Below are 15926 nucleotides of genomic sequence, written 5' to 3' on the forward strand. Positions count from 1 at the left end.
ATGAAAATTATTCCGGCTATTGATATTATCGACGGAAAATGTGTCCGTCTTTCAAAAGGAGATTATAACACCAAAAAAATCTACAGTGAAGATCCTGTAGAAACTGCTAAAGAATTTGAAAGTTTCGGAATCCGTTTTCTGCACCTTGTAGATCTTGACGGAGCTAAGTCTAAACATATTGTCAACCAGAAAGTTCTGGAAAATATAGCCCGGGAAACTTCCCTTCAGATTGATTTCGGAGGCGGATTAAAATCAGGGAACGATATAGAAACAGCTTTTAATTGCGGAGCCAGGCAGATTACCCTCGGAAGTATTGCCGTGCAGGATCCGGAATTTTGTTTTGAAATGATCAGAAAATACGGCAGCGAAAAAATTATTCTGGGTGCAGATTGCGAAAACAGGAAGATAAAAACCTCAGGATGGCTGGAAGAAAGTAATTTAGATATTATTGATTTTCTTCTGCAATACCAGGAAAAAGGAATACTTCAGACCATCTGCACAGACATTGCAAAGGATGGAATGCTGGAAGGCCCTTCAACAGATCTGTACCGGGAAATTCTGGATAAAACCTCAGTGAAACTTACAGCCAGCGGCGGTATCACATCCATTGAAGATGTGTACCGAATGAAAGAGATCGGATGCTCCGGAACCATTATAGGTAAGGCTATTTACGAAGGAAAAATAAAATTACAACAACTTCAGGAATTTATTGAAAATGCTTAAAAAAAGAATTATCCCATGCCTGGACATCAAAGATGGAACTACGGTGAAAGGAATCAATTTTGAAGGGCTCCGAAATGCAGGAGACCCTGTAGAACTTGCTGTGAAATATGAGCAGGAAGGAGCTGATGAACTTGTGTTTCTGGATATTACCGCAACCGTAGAAGACAGGAAAACATTCGTTGAACTGGTGAAAGATATTGCAGGGCAGCTCAGCATTCCGTTTACGGTGGGAGGCGGAATTTCTTCCGTGGAAGATGTCAGAAAGCTTTTAGAAGCCGGAGCAGATAAAATCAGTATCAATTCTTCGGCGGTTAAAAATCCGCAGCTGATCTCCGAGCTGGCAAAAGAATTCGGAAGCCAGTGCGTGGTTGTGGCTATAGACACGCGGCTGACTAACGGATCAGACCTCGTATACGTCCGGGGCGGAAGACAGGTTACTGCATTGAACACGGTTGAATGGGCCAAAGAATGCGCTTCTCTTGGAGCAGGTGAAATTCTTCTGACCTCCATGGATGGTGACGGAACAAAAAGCGGCTTTGATGTCCGCATTACCAGCTTGGTTTCAGAAGCCGTCAATATTCCGGTGATTGCTTCAGGAGGAGCAGGAAGTATTGATGATTTTGTTCAGGTATTTAATGAAACTAAGGCAACAGGAGCTTTGGCAGCCAGTATTTTCCACTTTAATGAAGTGCCTGTTCAGGAATTGAAAAAACAACTTAAAAAGCAAAAAATAGCAGTACGATGAAAATAGATTTTGAAAAAACAAACGGCCTTGTTCCGGTGATTATCCAGGACAGCACGACCCTTCAGGTGCTTATGCTGGGTTATATGAATCAGGAAGCTTTTGAAAAGACAGAAAAAGAAGGAATTGTCACCTTTTTCAGCCGCTCCAAGAACAGACTGTGGACAAAAGGTGAGGAATCCGGTAATTTCCTGACAGTAAAAAATATCAGTATCGACTGTGATCAGGATACAATTTTAATTCAGGCATTACCCAAAGATACAGTCTGCCACACCGGAAGCTTCAGCTGTTTTGGTGGAAAAGAATCCAAAGGCTTTATCTATGAATTAGAATCGAAGATAAATGATAGAATAGATCTGAAAACAGAAGGTTCTTATACCTATTCCCTTTATCAGAGAGGAATTAATAAAATGGCACAGAAAGTAGGGGAAGAAGCGGTAGAGCTCGTTATTGAAGCCAAAGACAGCAACGACGATCTTTTCAAAAACGAAGCGGCAGATCTCATGTACCACTTCCTGATTCTTCTCAAAGCAAAGAAAATGACAATGGAAGATATAGAAGACGTTCTTAGAAAGAGAGCTTAATAAATAAAGATAATGACCTTTGAATTTTTCAAAGGTTTTTTTGAAAGCAACCATGGCTAAACTGTTGTCATCTTAAATTCCATATTTTTCCGGAATATTGAACTTTTCAGCAATATAACATTGAACCGTTCACCAACAAATATCTTTCTGAAATCATTGAAATTTGTACCTGTAATCATAAGAAAAATATAATGAATAAAACAATTCTAATTACAGGTGCAGCAAGCGGTTTCGGAAAAATTGCCGCCTTCGATCTTGCTCAAAAAGGACACAACGTGATTGCTACCACACAGGTTTATCCTCAGATGAGTGATTTAATTCGTGAAGCCAAAGAAAAAGGAATAACGCTTACAGTAGATAAACTGGATGTAACCCATTCAGGAGATATCGAATACATTTTGAAGAAATATGAAAACATCGACATCCTGATAAGCAATGCCGGAATTATGGAAGGTGGTCCTATTGCCGAGCAGCCCGTTGATCTGATTCGCTCTATGTTTGAGATCAATGTATTTGGAGCATTACAGCTTGCCCAGGGTTTCATTAAGAAATTTGTTGAAAAAAAGCAGGGGAAAATCGTATTTACATCGTCTATGGGCGGCCTTTGGACAGTTCCTTACGTAGCGGCTTACTGCGCTTCAAAACACGCGCTGGAGGCTATTGCAGAAGGGTTGAAAACAGAACTGGCTCCTTTCAACATTAAGATCGCGACGTGCAATCCGGGTGTTTTTGGAACAGGGTTTAATGACAGAGGAGTAGATTCCATTTTCAGATGGTATGATCCTAAAGTGAATTTTACTCCGGAATCCTCCTTCGATGGCGTAGGAGAGTCTCTTGCTCATCAGCTGGATCCTCAGTCTATGGCAGACGTGATTGTAAATGTGGCACTGGATGAAAATTCTAACTTCAGAAATGTACATCCTAAAGAAACGGAAGATTATGTAAAACAGCTCCAGGCAGAGGCATGGAATGCAAAAAGTTAAATTATGAGTATCACTTTTAAACAGGCTGAAAAAGCATTGAGCACAGCCATAGAAAAAGCAGGATCCATTCATATTCCGGTAAGCATTGTCGTAGTGGATGCAGGAGGACATCTCATGGCACTCGCAAGACTGGACAGTGTGTACGGCGTTATTGATTTTGCTCTTAAAAAAGCCAGAACGGCCGTCATGTTCGGGATTGACAGTGAGGTGATGGGAAGTATCATTGCCGGAGCGGATATCCACGGATATGGTATGATCAATTCCAATGATGGGCTTCTGACCATTCCGGGTGGCGTAGTACTCAAAGATTCGGAAGGAAAAATAATAGGAGCCATAGCTTCTTCCGGCGGAACGCCTGAGCAGGACAGAGAGATTGCTGTGGCGGGTGCTGCTGCTATCGGTTAAAATTCAGATATTTGCAGTATGGAGAATACTTCCGAAATAATATTTGATCAATTGGTCTATTCATGTGCTTTTGAAACATACAGAGGCCATGAGGAGTTTATTCCGGACCATTTTCTGGGGTTTCAGCTTTCCGGGGAAACGCATGCTTTTTATGGCAGGGAAAAAGTGGTCATCAAAGATAATATGGTGGTTCTGGTCAAAAGAAATCAGCTGATCCGTACGGTAAAACAGCCCGCAAAGAACGGGAAATACCAGTTTATTTCTATAACGCTTGATCAGGAAACACTTCGGCAGTATGCGGCAGAAAATAAAATGTCGTCCACAGGAAAATTTCCGGACACTGAAAAGCTTTTCTTTGGTTCCGATGAATTTTTCAACGGGTATTTTGCATCACTTCTTCCTTACGTTGACAAGACAAAAACAGCGACTTCAAGACTGGTGGTTTTGAAAATAAAAGAAGCCATAGAGCTTATCCTTCAGAGCAATCCGGAATTTAAAAATCTGCTTTTCGATTTTTCTGAACCTCACAAGATTGATCTTAAAGAATTCATGAATAAAAACTTCATGTTCAATGTATCGGTAGAAATATTCGCCAGACTTACGGGCCGCAGTCTTTCTGGATTTAAGCGTGATTTTAATAAAGCATTCAACAATACGCCCAAACAGTGGCTTAAAGAGAAAAGGTTGGATGAAGCCTATTATCTGATCCGGCACAAAAATAAAAAACCGTCAGATATTTATCTCGATCTGGGATTTGAAAATCTTTCCCATTTCTATTATTCATTCAGACAAAAGTTCGGTTTTACAACCAGCGAAGTTTGAAATAAAAAAACACATCAATAATAAGCAAGGAGCAGTGGAAAACTGCTCCTTTTCTGTTTAAGGGATTAATCTTTCCGCTCTCAGCTTTTCAAACAGTCCGGTAAAAGATTCTTCCGTATTCTGGTAGTCTGAAAATCCAAGCTTTCTGCTTTCGGACATATCACACATCACTTCCAGAGGTCTTCCCAGATCCAGATCGGTATGCCATGCTGAAGCAAGTCTGTCCAGGCTGGTTTCCTGCAGGTTGTATTTTTCTGCTATTGTTTTCCAGACCTCTTTATCATTATTCAATTCATTTTCAAGAGGGCGTACCGTTCCGTCAAAATCTTCAGATTCAATACCAAACCAGTCTGCCAGCCTTTTCCAAAGCCATTTCCATCGGAAAACATCTCCATTCGCAATATTGAAAGCCTTATTTTTTGCAGATTCCGTAGTGGAAGCCCATACGAGCTGTTTGGCCAGAATTCTGGCATCGGTCACATCAGAAACGCCGTTCCACTGTTCCGGAGATCCGGGCCAGATGAATTTCCTTCCGGTTTCCTTACAGATACTCGCGTATACCGCAAGGGTAGTGCCCATATTCATCAGGTTGCCCACAGCATATCCGATTACCGTGTGCGGTCTGTGAATACTCCACGTGAATCCGTCTCTGGCAGATGCTTTGTATATTTCATCTTCCTGGGCATAGTAGAAGTTCGGAAGAGGAAGTCTTGGATGCTCTTCCCGGACAGGTGTTTCAGGGAGTCTTCCTTCTTTGGCATACGCCTCAAACGGTCCTAAATAATGCTTCAGCCCGGTCACCAAAGCTACATGCTTCACAGATTGTTTCGGAGCCAGTACATCCAGCAGATTTCTTACCAAAGCACTGTTGATACGGATGTTTTCTTCTTCCGTATCGTTTCGCATCCAAGTGGTGAAGTAAACATGCGTAGGAGAGGTTTCCTTTAATGCGGTGCTTAAACTTTCCGTATCCAGAAGATCCGCTTTCACGGAACGGAGCTGCGGGATATTGTGATTTGGATTTCTGGACAGCCCATAAACCGTCCATCCCTGTGTAATAAGCTCTTGAGCAAGATTGCTTCCTGTAATTCCTGTGGCACCGACTACCAATGCAGTATTGTTTTTAAAGTCCATATTCGTAAAATTTCTTTTACAAAATTAGGAACAGCATAGTGTTAGATTCCTTGATCTGCGTCATGCCTTTCTGTTGATCCAGATCAAGTATTCAGAGACCATTTTTTTCGTATCCTGCTTACTGTTTCGGGAGCAAGCCCTAAGTAGGAGGCAATAAGATGATGTGGAATTCTCTTGATCATTTCAGGATTTTTCCGGGCGAATTCCATGTATTTTTCTTCTGCGGTAAAACTGTTGGAAACCATCAGCCTGTAATCTTTTGTAACCAGACTGTTTTGATAGAGAATTCTGAAATACCGGTCCATAACGGGAATTTCCAGCATCATTCTTTCATAGTCTTCCAGTGTGATCATCAGCACTTCGGTTTCTTCTACGGCATCAATATTCAAAACAGCCTTTTCCTGATTGATAAAACTATTGAAGTCGGAAATCCACCATCCTTCAAAAGCAAACATATTGATCCGCTCGTTTCCTTTTTCATCCAGCAGGTAAGACTTCAGTAAACCGCTGTTCACAAACGAAAGACATTTGCAAATATCCCCTTCCTGCAGCAGATACTGCTTTTTCCTCAGTTTTTTTGAGATGAAAAAAGACCGGATCTGACTGATCTGCTCCTGAGGAACATCAACTTTGTTTTGGATATGGGAAAGAAGGATATCAAACATTGGAAAATATTTAATCAAAAATACTACTTTGAAAGCAGTATTTTATTTCATTTCTCAAAATCATAGAAATTGATTCCTATATCTTTGTTCTTTGTTTTCACAACTCTGGTATCTAGCGGATAGATTATAAATTCTCCTGCACCACGGATTTTAGCATCCAGAAGATGCCCTGCCAGAGCGGTATAATCTTCCCTTCCTAAAGTAATATGAAGGTGAAGAACAGGCTTTTCTTCTATCTCGGAGATATTCCCTGAAATATTGGTGATTTCCATTTGTTCTCGGAACGTTTTGTCCACATATTTTTTTTCAGACGGTTTAAAAAAGCGCAGCGTGGCTTCATTGGCGGCCCCGATACCGGTTACTTCTCCCGCCTTAATGTTTTGGGTAGTTATAAAATCGGTTAATGCATCAACAATACTGGATTGGTCCTGAACACTTACGATATAAATTGAACCAGCTTTTCTTGCGGACCAGTTATTTCCTTTAAAATTTTGTGTATCCATAACGGTTGTTGTTAAAAATACGGATGATATTCCGTTTTCTAATGTCCTTATTTTTTCAGATAATTGATGATTCCGATCACATCATCTTTTCCGAAACCTTCATCATGAGCAGACTGATAGGTTTCACTCAAAACTTTTGATAAAGGGAAGTCAGCTCCGGCATTCTGAGCAAGGAGAATATCTTTCAGCATCAGATCCAGGGCAAAAGCCGGGTCGTAGCTGTTATTAATTAACATTGGCGTTTTTACTTTTGTAGCCCCGTTTCCGCTGGCACTTTCATTAATAATTTCCAGCATGGCAGTACGTTCAACACCCAGTTTATCAGCAAAAAGAACCGTTTCTGCCAATCCCTGATAAATAGCTGACAGAAAATAATTGATGGATAATTTTCCGGCAATCCCTTTTCCGTTGGCTCCCAGATGTTTTACGGCTTTTCCTAGCTTTTCGAAATAAGGCATTGCGCGCTGAAGGTCTTTTTCTTCACCTCCGGCCATAATAATCAGGCTTCCTTCTGCTGCAGGAACAGTGCTTCCTGCTACGGGAGCATCAATGAAAGAAGCTTCTTTTATTTTAACGGCAGTAGCAATTTCGGCACTTGCCTCTGGAGAAATAGTGCTCATATCCACAAAAAGCTTTCCTGTGATATCCGACTTCAGAACCTCCGAATAAATAGCCTTTATGGCATGATCATCAGTAAGCATGGTAAATATAATGCTGTTGTTCCTGATCAGATCGGGGATTTTGGTATAAACGGTTGATTTTTCTTTAAAATCTTCAGTCTTTTCAGTAGATCTGTTGTACACGGAAAGAGGAAATCCTGCTTTTTCAAGATTTTTAGCCATTGGATGGCCCATATTTCCTAATCCGATGAATCCTATTTTTTCTGTCTCCATATTTTATTTTTTCAGTTAAAGTATATAATGGTTTCTGTTGTAAAGGAACCTGAAGAATCTAAGTTTGAAATTGGTAAGACCTACTTGTGTGTATTGGAGTAAGTCCGTTCTGTATGCATCAAAAAACCGACCAAACGAGTCTCTTACTATTAAGTTTTCATAACAGAATTGAAGATCTGTTCCGTTCATATTTTTTTGATATAAATTTTTTAAAACGGGAAAACTTGCGGAAATTTGCAGCAAATAAGATTAATGAAGATTATAGACATCGAAAGCTGGAACCGAAAAGAACATTTTGAATTTTTCTCACAAATGGCAAGCCCGTATTTTGGATTTACTACCGAAGTAGACTGTACAAAAGCGTATCAGTATGCCAAAGAAAACAGGCATTCCTTTTTCGCCACTTATCTTCATCGGTCTATGCTTGCTGTGAATGCTGTAGATGAACTTAAACTGAGGATTGTAGAAGGTAAAGTAGTTTTATACGATACCATTCATGCGGGAAGTACTATTGCGAGGGAAGACGGAACTTTTGGTTTTGCCTTTATTCCTTTTTCTGAAGATTTTAGAGGATTTAATGCGAGAATGCAAAAGGAAATAGAAGCGGTACAGCAGTCTTCGGGACTTCGGCTCAAGAACGGAGATATTGGGAAAGATCTTATCAGGCATACTACCATTCCGTGGAATTCTTTCAGTGCATTGCTTCATCCTACCGGTTTTAATAATTCGGAATCTGTCCCGAAAATCACGTTCGGAAAATTCAGTATCCGTGATGGTAAAAAATACCTTCCTGTATCTGTGGAGGCGCATCACGGATTGGCAGACGGACTTCATCTTGCCCGTTATCTGGAGGTATTTCAGAGAGAACTGGACAGAGATTAATCTGTTGTCGGTCTTTTGTAAGAACTTTCGGTTTTTATATTAGCTTTTCATACCTATCAATTTTTCAGCTCTGAATGCAGGGCTGAGACATGAGCTGTTTCCCATCATCAGACACCGTTTTCCCGGCTGAAGATCTTCAAAAACATTGATTAGGATCATAAAAAAGAACATCTGCAATCCGTTACATTTGTTTAAAATAAATAAATGAACAGCTTATCTTCAAAACTTGAGTTCAAATGAAATAATTCAGGATTAATGGGAATGACGTGGTATGTATGTGGTATTCCAATTTTGTAAAACTTTAATCATTTTCTCTTTCTTTGTTTGAAAATAAATGTGTGAATGATTTCATGGATAGAATTTGTCAAAATAAACAGAGAATATCATGAAAACACCATTAAAAAACAATACTGATGCATAGGAAATGATGAAATTTAAGTAACAAAAAAAATAAAAGCTCCATCAAGAGCTTTTGAGATAAAAGGGAGAAGAAGAGTTTGTACTGATGCTTTACTTGTGAAAAGGATCAGAAATAAGAGATGAAAAAAATAATATGAAAAACGAAAAAATAAAATCGAATTTAGAAGATTTAAACCAAAAGATAGTAAGGGAAGACGAAATCATAGCACTGGCCAAAGAAAATTCTCCCAGACTTCTGAACAAATTCAGATTAGTGTATCCTGATTTTTTTGATGAAATTTCAAAAGTTCAACCCAATCTTAAAAACTCTGAACTGATCTTCTGCATTTACCTGAAACTCAGCTTTACAACGAAGGAAATTGCAACATATACTTTTGTAACCCCGAAAGCCATCCAGAACAGAAAAAACAGAATCCGGAAAAAGCTTAATATTCCTTCTGATATGGACATCTATAAATGGTTCAACGACCTTTAAACCTACTTTTGTATCAGTTTATTTATATTTGGATTACTGCTTTTTCCAGATCATGGTAAAGCAGTAATTTCCATTGTTCTTCAAGGGCTTCTTTCTGCCACTTCAGCCTTAATTCCATTGCTTTTCTGCCATCGAAATCACTTTTATAAGCCAGATGATATTTCAGGTAAGATTCCTGAGGAAGATCGTCGGCACCATAAAATACGGTTTCATTATTTTCTCTTATCCAGAATACCTGCATAAAAGGGGTGTGGCCGCCAACCACTTCAAAAGAGATCTCATTATTGATTTTTCCCTGATCTTCATCCATCCACACAATATTCGGAAGGGTGATCAGTTTTTCCAGTATATCAAAATCGAAAGACGGATTTCCTCTGTTTTCAAAGGCAAAATCCAGCTCACGTTTCTGAATATAAATGGTTGCATTCGGAAATGCCGGAACAAAACCATTTTCCGTTTTTTGTATGCTGCCGTCAATATGATCCTTGTGGAGATGCGAAAGCAGAAGTTTGGTGATCTGTCCGGGTTTTATATTTTCCTTTTCCAGGAGTTCAGAAACAACAGTTTGTCCCGTGGTATTTTTCCATCCGATGCCGGCATCCAGGAGAATATAATCATGATCTGTGACAATCAGAAAAGGCTGTACAGACATTTTGATTCCTTTTACCGTGTCGCGGTTCTGATCTGTTAAAAGCGTAAAGTCCTTCGTTTTGCTGGCCGAAAAATTACCTTCTTTAAGGGGAATAATTTTCATGCTGCAAATTTCCTTAATATTTCTAAGATCTGAAAACCTTTTTTTCAATGAAACCCATCGGAAAAAACAATCATATTACCAGCTGTTAAGCCCTTCTTTCATGGCTTTGGCGTAATATTCATCATCAAAAGAGTAGAGGTCGGGAGCTTTATGGGCCCCACCGCGTCTTTGTTCTTCAAGTTTTTTGAGAATTCCCAGGTTTTTAATTTTCCGGTAAAAATTGCCGCGGTTCAGTTCTTTTCCTAAAACAGCTTCATACAGCTTCTGCAGTTCCGGAAGGGTAAACTTTTCAGGAAGAAGATTTCTTCCGATAGGTTTGGCTGTTATTTTCTGCCTCAATGCGAGGAGCGCTTTCTGAATGATTTCATAATGATCCATCCCAAATTCAATTTCGGGCAGCTTGCTTAAAAAGACCCATTCACAGGTCTCACTGAATTCATCAGGAATCAGATGGAACCTAGACGGGCTGTACAGGGCATAGTATCCTACGCTGATAAAGCGCTGTTTCTGGAAAAGAGTTTCGTCAAAATCTTCGAAATAAAATTCACTCCGGTTTTTCTTCCCGAATACCCCAAATTCTTCAAGATACACATCAGATATGCCCGATCTTTCTTTAAGAATCCTTTTTACAGCTTCATCCAGATCTTCATCTTTTCTTACGTAGCCGCCCGGAAGCAGCCATTGTTGCCTGTAATTGGTTTTTATCAATAAAACTTTAAGCTCGTTATGATCAAATCCAAAAATAACCGGATCGGCTGAAATATGAGGCAGGAAAATTTCTTTTGCCGCTATTGACTGCTGTAAAAGCCGCTGTTTAGAATCCATGGAACTTGTATAAATGTGTCTAGTACAAATGTGCTAAAAAAAAATGAAATTTCATAGAAATCCTTTATATAAAGGTATTTATGGGATATATATTGAAAAAATAAGGATAAAAAGATAAAGGCATAAAATATTAACAGATATTTTTCCGTTAGAAAGAGACACAAAACAGAGGATTTACGTTCTGTAAAGCCTTTTTTGACGAAAAAAACATCTCCCGCTTTTCCTTCCGAAATAATTGTAAGATTAAATGCCATAGTTGATTGAAATTGGCCGTCCCGAATAGACGGCCTATTTTTTTAATGATTATCTTTGACCGTTTTTAATGAAGGATGCGGTATAATGAGTAGAAATGCCGCATCAGGCAGATTTTTCTCTGTATAATTTTGAAATAAATTCTAATCGTATCATGCAGGCAAGTTCTTCCCCTGGTATTTCCCGTACTGTAATCTGGCTGATGGCCGTTATTTCGGGTCTTGTGGTAGCCAACAATTATTATAATCAGCCTTTACTGGCCCTTATTTCCGACGAACTTCATGTTTCTGAAAGTGCAGCAGGCAGAATTTCTGTACTTACCCAGATTGGTTATGCGCTGGGATTATTGCTGCTTGTACCATTGGGAGATAAATTTTTACGTAAAAAATTGATTTTAGTGGATCTGGTCCTTGTATTCGGAGCCTTACTTTGGATGACGTTTGCTACAGAATTATGGATGCTGTATGCGGCAAGCCTTCTGATTGGCGCTACTTCGGTAATTCCCCAGTTATTTGTGCCTATCGCGGCAGAATTGTCTTCAGATAAGGAAAAGTCCTCAAACATCGGGCTTGTGATGTCAGGACTTCTGCTGGGAATCCTTTTATCCCGTTTTATAGGAGGAATTGTAGGAGAAATGTGGGGCTGGAGAACGATGTTCGGTATTGCTGCCGGATTAATGATTGTGGTTTGGATAGCCGTGTATAAGATGCTTCCGGAAATGCAGCCCAACTTTAAAGGATCATACAAAGAACTTATGCGCTCTGTTGCTCATCTTGCCAAAACCCAGCCTATCTTGCAGCTCGCTTCATTTCGTGGGGCAATGGCTTTTGGATCTATGTGTGCTTTGTTTACCACATTGGTCTTCCATATGGAAAAACCGCCTTTTAATGCGGGTTCTTCCGTAGTGGGAAGCTTCGGACTGGCAGGAGCCGTAGGAGCGCTGGCCGCTGCAAAAGTGGGAAAACTTCAGAAATACCTGGATATCAACCGTATTATTCTGTATTCCCTTTTTATTGTGGTAGGAAGCTGGGCTTTTACCTATTTTGCCGGTGAAACCTATTGGGGACTGATTGTAGGAGTGATTCTCGTCGATCTCGGAGTACAGTCGAGCCACATTATGAACCAGACCAATTATTTTTTAATTAAATCTAATGCGGTGAACAGGCTGAATACGGTTTATATGGTATCTTATTTTATCGGAGGATCACTTGGAACGTGGCTTGCTTCCATAGCCTGGCAATATGCCCAATGGTCCGGCGTATGCTTTGTAGGAGCCTCTTTCGGGTTGCTGGCGATTATTGCTCATGTAGTGTTCTGCAAAAAAATGAATGCTTCTGCGTCTTAAACTTTAAACTTAATTCTTTTCCGTATTTTCTTTAACCAGATCTCTGTGTTTATTTCCCCATTTTTCCAGGTCTTCCCAGATTGGGATCAATTCTCTGGCGATGAGGGTAAGCTCATAGTCTACTCTTGGTGGAACTTCGGCATGTACCGTTCTTTTTACCAAGCCTTCTTTTTCAAGTTCTCTAAGCTGTAGGGTAAGCATTCTTTCCGTGATTCCGCAGATCCGGTCGCGAACCTGGCTGAAGCGCAGTTTTCCGTCTTTCAATCTGTTTAATATCAATAGTTTCCATCTTCCTCCGATTTTGCAGACCGCGTAAGACAGATCACATTCCTGAATGTATTTTTTATTGATGTTATTCGTCGAATTTTCCTTTATTTTTCCCATAGCTTACAAATTTGTTAGTACCATACAATTAGCTGTATACAGTACAAATGTAAGGTTTGAAAATTAATTTTGTCCCCAGAAACTGAAAATAGAATACAGTTCTGGGAATAATAGCGCTCATATTCCCTTCCATAAAATATCATTAACAGGAAAAATAAGAATAATGAAACTCACATCATCCATACAACAGATCGTCGATCATTTAGAAAAAATAAAGTCATTCAATGCACAGAATCCACTGGATGATACCCGGAAATATCTTGAAACCATGTCACTTCAGTTTAGTGGAAAAAAAGAAGCTGTTGCCATGATAGAAGAATTGAATATTCCGATGGAAAATCACAGTATCCCGATCCGTATTTATCGTCCGAATGGAAAAAGTGTCAGAAAATCATCCGCGATTATTTACATTCACGGCGGATGGTTTATTGCAGGAGGTTTTGAAACCCACGACGCTGTAGTCCGTAAACTGGCCAATAAAACAGGATCGGCAGTGATTTTCATAGATTACAGACTGGCTCCTGAACATCCTTTCCCTGCCGGGCTGAATGACTGTGTTGATACGGTAAATTGGGTTCTTGAAAATGCTGAATTTCTGGATATTGATAAAAACAGAATCGGACTGATAGGCGACAGTGCAGGAGGAGCCCTTGCAACAAGTGTTTCCACGCAGGTAGGAGAATTTCTGAAATTTCAGACATTGATTTATCCGGCTGCAGATAACCGTTTCAATACAGATTCATGGAAAACTTATGAGAATGGCCCTGTTCTGAATAAAGAAGGCGGTATTCAAGCCTGGAAATGGTATCATCCAGAAGGTGAAATTACTCCGGATCCTTTAGCGGTCCCGATTTTGATAAAAGATTTTAAAAATACCCCGCCTACACTGGTTCTTATTGCTGAACATGATCCTTTAAGTGATGAAGGAGAAGAACTGGCACAGCATATGAAAAATGCAGGAATTCCGGTTGATATCAGTTTTTATAAAGATATGGTTCATGGTTTTATGCATATGGGAGAAATCCTTAATGAAGTTGATGAAGCCGTTATAGAAATGGCCGCTTTTGCTCATCATCATCTTGAAACCATTGAAATATAACGATGAAAAAATACGCCTACATCGGATGTCTTGGATTTATAGCAGTGATTACTACAGAATTTGGCGTAATTGGAATCCTTCCCCAGATTGCAGAGCATTATCAGATCGGTATTGACAAAGCAGGCTGGCTGCTCAGTGCTTTTGCATTGATTATTGCATTGACAGGACCTTTTATGACCTTACTGATGTCCGGATTCGACCGCAGAAAAGTGATGCTTGCTGCTATTGCTGTTTTTCTTCTTACTGCGGTGGTTTCCGCTATGTCACCTCCTTTTTGGTTGCTAATGCTGGTGAGGATACTTCCGGCATTTTTACAGCCTGTTTATATTGCAACCGCTTTATCAGTTGCAGTATCAGGTTCGGATAAAAAGGAATCAAACAAGCTGATGGGCATTGTTTTTATTGGGGTTGCCTTAGCTATGGTAACTACGGTTCCTTTTGCAACATGGCTGGCCAGTGTATGGGTTTGGGAATCTTCTTTCGCGGTTCAGGCTGCAGTCAGTATAATGGCTTTGATGGTTATTTATTTTCAGCTTCCCTCGATGCCTGTAAACGGAAAGAAATCTTATAAAAGCGAGCTTAAAATTCTGTCCAAACCCATCTTTATCATCAGTACAGCAATGAATTTTTTTATGATAACAGCCTGGTTTTCTACGTACAGCTATTTTGCCGATTATCTGAATAAAGCGAAAGGGATGGATGGTACCATGATCAGTTATATGCTTTTTCTGTTTGGGATTATTGGAGTTTTTTCCAATTGGATAGCAGGAAAAATGCTGAGCTGGAGTGTATCAAAAACAACGGCTTTGTTCCTTTCCGGGACGGTAATCATACCTTTTCTACTGTATTTCTCGGGAGACAGTATGCCTGCAAATATCATTGTTATAGCGGTCTGGGGTTTTCTGTATTCTCCAAGCTTTCAAAATGCTTCAACTTATATGATCTCTTCCGTCCCGGATTCTCTGGAATTTGCCAACAGTTTAGCTACTTCTTTCGGAAACCTGGGGGTAACGTTGGGAACTGCATTGGGAGGATGGATGATTGTCACTAAAGGCGCCTCTTACAATCCGTGGATAGGCTTTGTATTTGGTATTCTGGCTTTTTGCATGATCATTTTGAGAAGTATTCTGGAAAAAAGAGCGGAAAAGAAGAAGATTATTATTCCCTGCCGATAATATACTGTAATAAATTTTGTTACAATTGTAAAATGTAGTAATTTTGATGTATTAAAAATTTCACCAGGAATTAAAATCAAAAAAAATGAAAATAGAAATATGGTCAGACATTATGTGTCCTTTCTGCTATATCGGAAAGCATAATTTTGAACAGGCCCTTGAAAAATTACCTTTTAAGAATGAAGTGGAAGTCGAATGGAAGAGTTTCCAGCTGGATCCAAGTCTTGATGCGGTAAAGACACAAAATACCATTGAATATTTTAAAGAGAAAAAAGGATTCCCGGCAGATCAGGCTGCTCAGATGATTGGTCAGGTAGCCCAGATGGGAAAAGGAGTCGGAATAGATTTCAATTTTGAAAAAGCCCTTATCATTAATACTTTCACAGCTCATAAATTACTTCATCTGGCTAAAAAATACAGTAAGTCTTCCGAAATGGAAGAAGCCCTTTTTAAAGCTCATTTTATTGACGGAAAAAATGTAGGCGACATTGATGAACTTGTTACCCTTGCTGAAAATTCAGGAATAGATAAAGAGGAAGCAAGACAGGTTTTAACATCCGATGGACTTAATTATGAAATCAGTCAGGATATTCAGGAAGCAAAAAACAATGGTATTTCAAGTGTGCCTTTCTTTGTTCTGAATGGGAAGTATGCCGTTTCGGGTGCGCAGCCGGCTGAAGTGTTTGCAGATGCGCTCCAACAAACCTATAAAGAAACAGTAAGTCCTTTTAAAGACCTTTCGCAGGGTGGAGCTTCATGTGATACTGACGGTTGTAGTGTTTAATTATGTAAGGAAGTCTGAAGCCGGAAGAAGGAAGTTATTAAAGTCTAAATACAGAACGACAATGCCGTTTTATTAAA

Annotated in this window: 19 protein-coding genes; 12 read left to right on the forward strand and 7 right to left on the reverse strand. The window is 39.6% G+C overall.

All coding sequences use genetic code 11. The features are described from left to right. The 6 genes from hisA to ACM46_RS16380 all read left to right on the forward strand — a co-directional run bounded on the left by hisA (position 1) and on the right by ACM46_RS16380 (position 4259). Positions 1–723 carry a 1-(5-phosphoribosyl)-5-[(5-phosphoribosylamino)methylideneamino]imidazole-4-carboxamide isomerase gene (hisA, locus tag ACM46_RS16355; protein ID WP_048507841.1) on the forward strand — a complete coding sequence of 241 codons (723 nt, stop codon included), beginning with the start codon at positions 1–3 and terminating at the stop codon, positions 721–723. Then, positions 716–1468 (forward strand): imidazole glycerol phosphate synthase subunit HisF, encoded by a 753-nt coding sequence (gene hisF / locus ACM46_RS16360; RefSeq protein WP_048507745.1) that lies wholly within the window; start codon positions 716–718, stop codon positions 1466–1468. Before hisA ends, hisF begins: the two co-directional genes overlap by 8 nt. Beyond that, on the forward strand, positions 1465–2049 hold the full coding sequence (gene hisIE / locus ACM46_RS16365) for a bifunctional phosphoribosyl-AMP cyclohydrolase/phosphoribosyl-ATP diphosphatase HisIE (RefSeq protein WP_048507746.1): 585 nt from the start codon (positions 1465–1467) through the stop codon (positions 2047–2049). Before hisF ends, hisIE begins: the two co-directional genes overlap by 4 nt. Positions 2050–2240: 191 nt before the next feature. Then, a complete protein-coding gene (locus ACM46_RS16370; protein ID WP_048507747.1) occupies positions 2241–3032 on the forward strand; it encodes an SDR family oxidoreductase in 792 nt (263 codons plus the stop codon). Positions 3033–3035: 3 nt separating this feature from the next. After that, positions 3036–3437 (forward strand): GlcG/HbpS family heme-binding protein, encoded by a 402-nt coding sequence (locus ACM46_RS16375; RefSeq protein WP_048507748.1) that lies wholly within the window; start codon positions 3036–3038, stop codon positions 3435–3437. Between the two features lie 18 nt (positions 3438–3455). Continuing rightward, positions 3456–4259 carry a helix-turn-helix domain-containing protein gene (locus ACM46_RS16380; protein ID WP_048507749.1) on the forward strand — a complete coding sequence of 268 codons (804 nt, stop codon included), beginning with the start codon at positions 3456–3458 and terminating at the stop codon, positions 4257–4259. A gap of 57 nt (positions 4260–4316) precedes the next feature. On the opposite strand, the gene ACM46_RS16385 is transcribed toward ACM46_RS16380, so the two are convergent. From ACM46_RS16385 to ACM46_RS16400, 4 genes are all read right to left on the reverse strand, one after another. Continuing rightward, on the reverse strand, positions 4317–5393 hold the full coding sequence (locus ACM46_RS16385; protein ID WP_048507750.1) for an SDR family oxidoreductase: 1077 nt from the start codon (positions 5391–5393) through the stop codon (positions 4317–4319). 83 nt (positions 5394–5476) lie between these two features. Beyond that, on the reverse strand, positions 5477–6058 hold the full coding sequence (locus ACM46_RS16390; RefSeq protein ID WP_048507751.1) for a Crp/Fnr family transcriptional regulator: 582 nt from the start codon (positions 6056–6058) through the stop codon (positions 5477–5479). A 47-nt stretch (positions 6059–6105) separates the two neighbouring features. Continuing rightward, positions 6106–6561, reverse strand: a complete 456-nt coding sequence (locus ACM46_RS16395) for a PPC domain-containing DNA-binding protein (protein ID WP_053082713.1) — start codon at positions 6559–6561, stop codon at positions 6106–6108. 47 nt (positions 6562–6608) lie between these two features. Further along, a complete protein-coding gene (locus tag ACM46_RS16400) occupies positions 6609–7454 on the reverse strand; it encodes an NAD(P)-dependent oxidoreductase (protein ID WP_048507753.1) in 846 nt (281 codons plus the stop codon). A 252-nt stretch (positions 7455–7706) separates the two neighbouring features. Here ACM46_RS16400 and ACM46_RS16405 point away from each other — a divergent pair, with 252 nt between their 5' ends. Beyond that, on the forward strand, positions 7707–8336 hold the full coding sequence (locus tag ACM46_RS16405) for a chloramphenicol acetyltransferase (RefSeq protein WP_048507754.1): 630 nt from the start codon (positions 7707–7709) through the stop codon (positions 8334–8336). A 553-nt stretch (positions 8337–8889) separates the two neighbouring features. Further along, a complete protein-coding gene (locus tag ACM46_RS16410) occupies positions 8890–9231 on the forward strand; it encodes a helix-turn-helix transcriptional regulator (RefSeq protein WP_053082714.1) in 342 nt (113 codons plus the stop codon). A gap of 22 nt (positions 9232–9253) precedes the next feature. Here ACM46_RS16410 and ACM46_RS16415 read toward each other — a convergent pair whose 3' ends face one another. Next, complete coding sequence (locus tag ACM46_RS16415; RefSeq protein WP_048507755.1) at positions 9254–9985, reverse strand: MBL fold metallo-hydrolase; 732 nt, start codon at positions 9983–9985, stop codon at positions 9254–9256. A gap of 75 nt (positions 9986–10060) precedes the next feature. Next, positions 10061–10810 carry an NUDIX hydrolase gene (locus tag ACM46_RS16420; protein WP_048507756.1) on the reverse strand — a complete coding sequence of 250 codons (750 nt, stop codon included), beginning with the start codon at positions 10808–10810 and terminating at the stop codon, positions 10061–10063. A gap of 349 nt (positions 10811–11159) precedes the next feature. Between ACM46_RS16420 and ACM46_RS16425 the strand changes: the two genes are divergently transcribed. After that, entirely contained in the window at positions 11160–12407 is a 1248-nt protein-coding gene (locus ACM46_RS16425; protein WP_241486035.1) for an MFS transporter, read from the forward strand. Between the two features lie 9 nt (positions 12408–12416). Here the strand turns inward: ACM46_RS16425 and ACM46_RS16430 are convergent, their stop codons facing one another. Then, complete coding sequence (locus tag ACM46_RS16430) at positions 12417–12791, reverse strand: winged helix-turn-helix transcriptional regulator (RefSeq protein ID WP_048507757.1); 375 nt, start codon at positions 12789–12791, stop codon at positions 12417–12419. Between the two features lie 163 nt (positions 12792–12954). Here ACM46_RS16430 and ACM46_RS16435 point away from each other — a divergent pair, with 163 nt between their 5' ends. The 3 genes from ACM46_RS16435 to ACM46_RS16445 all read left to right on the forward strand — a co-directional run bounded on the left by ACM46_RS16435 (position 12955) and on the right by ACM46_RS16445 (position 15849). Then, positions 12955–13890: an alpha/beta hydrolase gene (locus ACM46_RS16435; RefSeq protein ID WP_048507758.1), complete on the forward strand. Its 936-nt coding sequence runs from the start codon at positions 12955–12957 to the stop codon at positions 13888–13890. 2 nt (positions 13891–13892) lie between these two features. Beyond that, positions 13893–15065 (forward strand): MFS transporter, encoded by a 1173-nt coding sequence (locus ACM46_RS16440; protein WP_048507759.1) that lies wholly within the window; start codon positions 13893–13895, stop codon positions 15063–15065. Between the two features lie 85 nt (positions 15066–15150). After that, a complete protein-coding gene (locus tag ACM46_RS16445; RefSeq protein ID WP_048507760.1) occupies positions 15151–15849 on the forward strand; it encodes a DsbA family oxidoreductase in 699 nt (232 codons plus the stop codon). Positions 15850–15926: the final 77 nt, after the last annotated feature.

This window comes from Chryseobacterium angstadtii (assembly GCF_001045465.1).
Classification (GTDB): domain Bacteria; phylum Bacteroidota; class Bacteroidia; order Flavobacteriales; family Weeksellaceae; genus Chryseobacterium; species Chryseobacterium angstadtii.

Excerpts from the sequence above, each read along its gene's own strand:
- ACM46_RS16390 (WP_048507751.1), bottom strand. The coding sequence starts at position 6,058 with ATGTTTGATATCCTTCTTTCCCATATCCAAAACAAAGTTGATGTTCCT.
- ACM46_RS16430 (WP_048507757.1), bottom strand. The coding sequence starts at position 12,791 with ATGGGAAAAATAAAGGAAAATTCGACGAATAACATCAATAAAAAATAC.
- ACM46_RS16435 (WP_048507758.1), top strand. The coding sequence starts at position 12,955 with ATGAAACTCACATCATCCATACAACAGATCGTCGATCATTTAGAAAAA.
- ACM46_RS16375 (WP_048507748.1), top strand. The coding sequence starts at position 3,036 with ATGAGTATCACTTTTAAACAGGCTGAAAAAGCATTGAGCACAGCCATA.
- ACM46_RS16400 (WP_048507753.1), bottom strand. The coding sequence starts at position 7,454 with ATGGAGACAGAAAAAATAGGATTCATCGGATTAGGAAATATGGGCCAT.
- ACM46_RS16420 (WP_048507756.1), bottom strand. The coding sequence starts at position 10,810 with ATGGATTCTAAACAGCGGCTTTTACAGCAGTCAATAGCGGCAAAAGAA.
- ACM46_RS16440 (WP_048507759.1), top strand. The coding sequence starts at position 13,893 with ATGAAAAAATACGCCTACATCGGATGTCTTGGATTTATAGCAGTGATT.
- ACM46_RS16380 (WP_048507749.1), top strand. The coding sequence starts at position 3,456 with ATGGAGAATACTTCCGAAATAATATTTGATCAATTGGTCTATTCATGT.
- ACM46_RS16370 (WP_048507747.1), top strand. The coding sequence starts at position 2,241 with ATGAATAAAACAATTCTAATTACAGGTGCAGCAAGCGGTTTCGGAAAA.
- ACM46_RS16410 (WP_053082714.1), top strand. The coding sequence starts at position 8,890 with ATGAAAAACGAAAAAATAAAATCGAATTTAGAAGATTTAAACCAAAAG.
- hisIE (WP_048507746.1), top strand. The coding sequence starts at position 1,465 with ATGAAAATAGATTTTGAAAAAACAAACGGCCTTGTTCCGGTGATTATC.
- ACM46_RS16425 (WP_241486035.1), top strand. The coding sequence starts at position 11,160 with ATGCCGCATCAGGCAGATTTTTCTCTGTATAATTTTGAAATAAATTCT.
- ACM46_RS16445 (WP_048507760.1), top strand. The coding sequence starts at position 15,151 with ATGAAAATAGAAATATGGTCAGACATTATGTGTCCTTTCTGCTATATC.
- ACM46_RS16405 (WP_048507754.1), top strand. The coding sequence starts at position 7,707 with ATGAAGATTATAGACATCGAAAGCTGGAACCGAAAAGAACATTTTGAA.
- ACM46_RS16415 (WP_048507755.1), bottom strand. The coding sequence starts at position 9,985 with ATGAAAATTATTCCCCTTAAAGAAGGTAATTTTTCGGCCAGCAAAACG.
- ACM46_RS16385 (WP_048507750.1), bottom strand. The coding sequence starts at position 5,393 with ATGGACTTTAAAAACAATACTGCATTGGTAGTCGGTGCCACAGGAATT.
- hisF (WP_048507745.1), top strand. The coding sequence starts at position 716 with ATGCTTAAAAAAAGAATTATCCCATGCCTGGACATCAAAGATGGAACT.
- ACM46_RS16395 (WP_053082713.1), bottom strand. The coding sequence starts at position 6,561 with ATGGATACACAAAATTTTAAAGGAAATAACTGGTCCGCAAGAAAAGCT.
- hisA (WP_048507841.1), top strand. The coding sequence starts at position 1 with ATGAAAATTATTCCGGCTATTGATATTATCGACGGAAAATGTGTCCGT.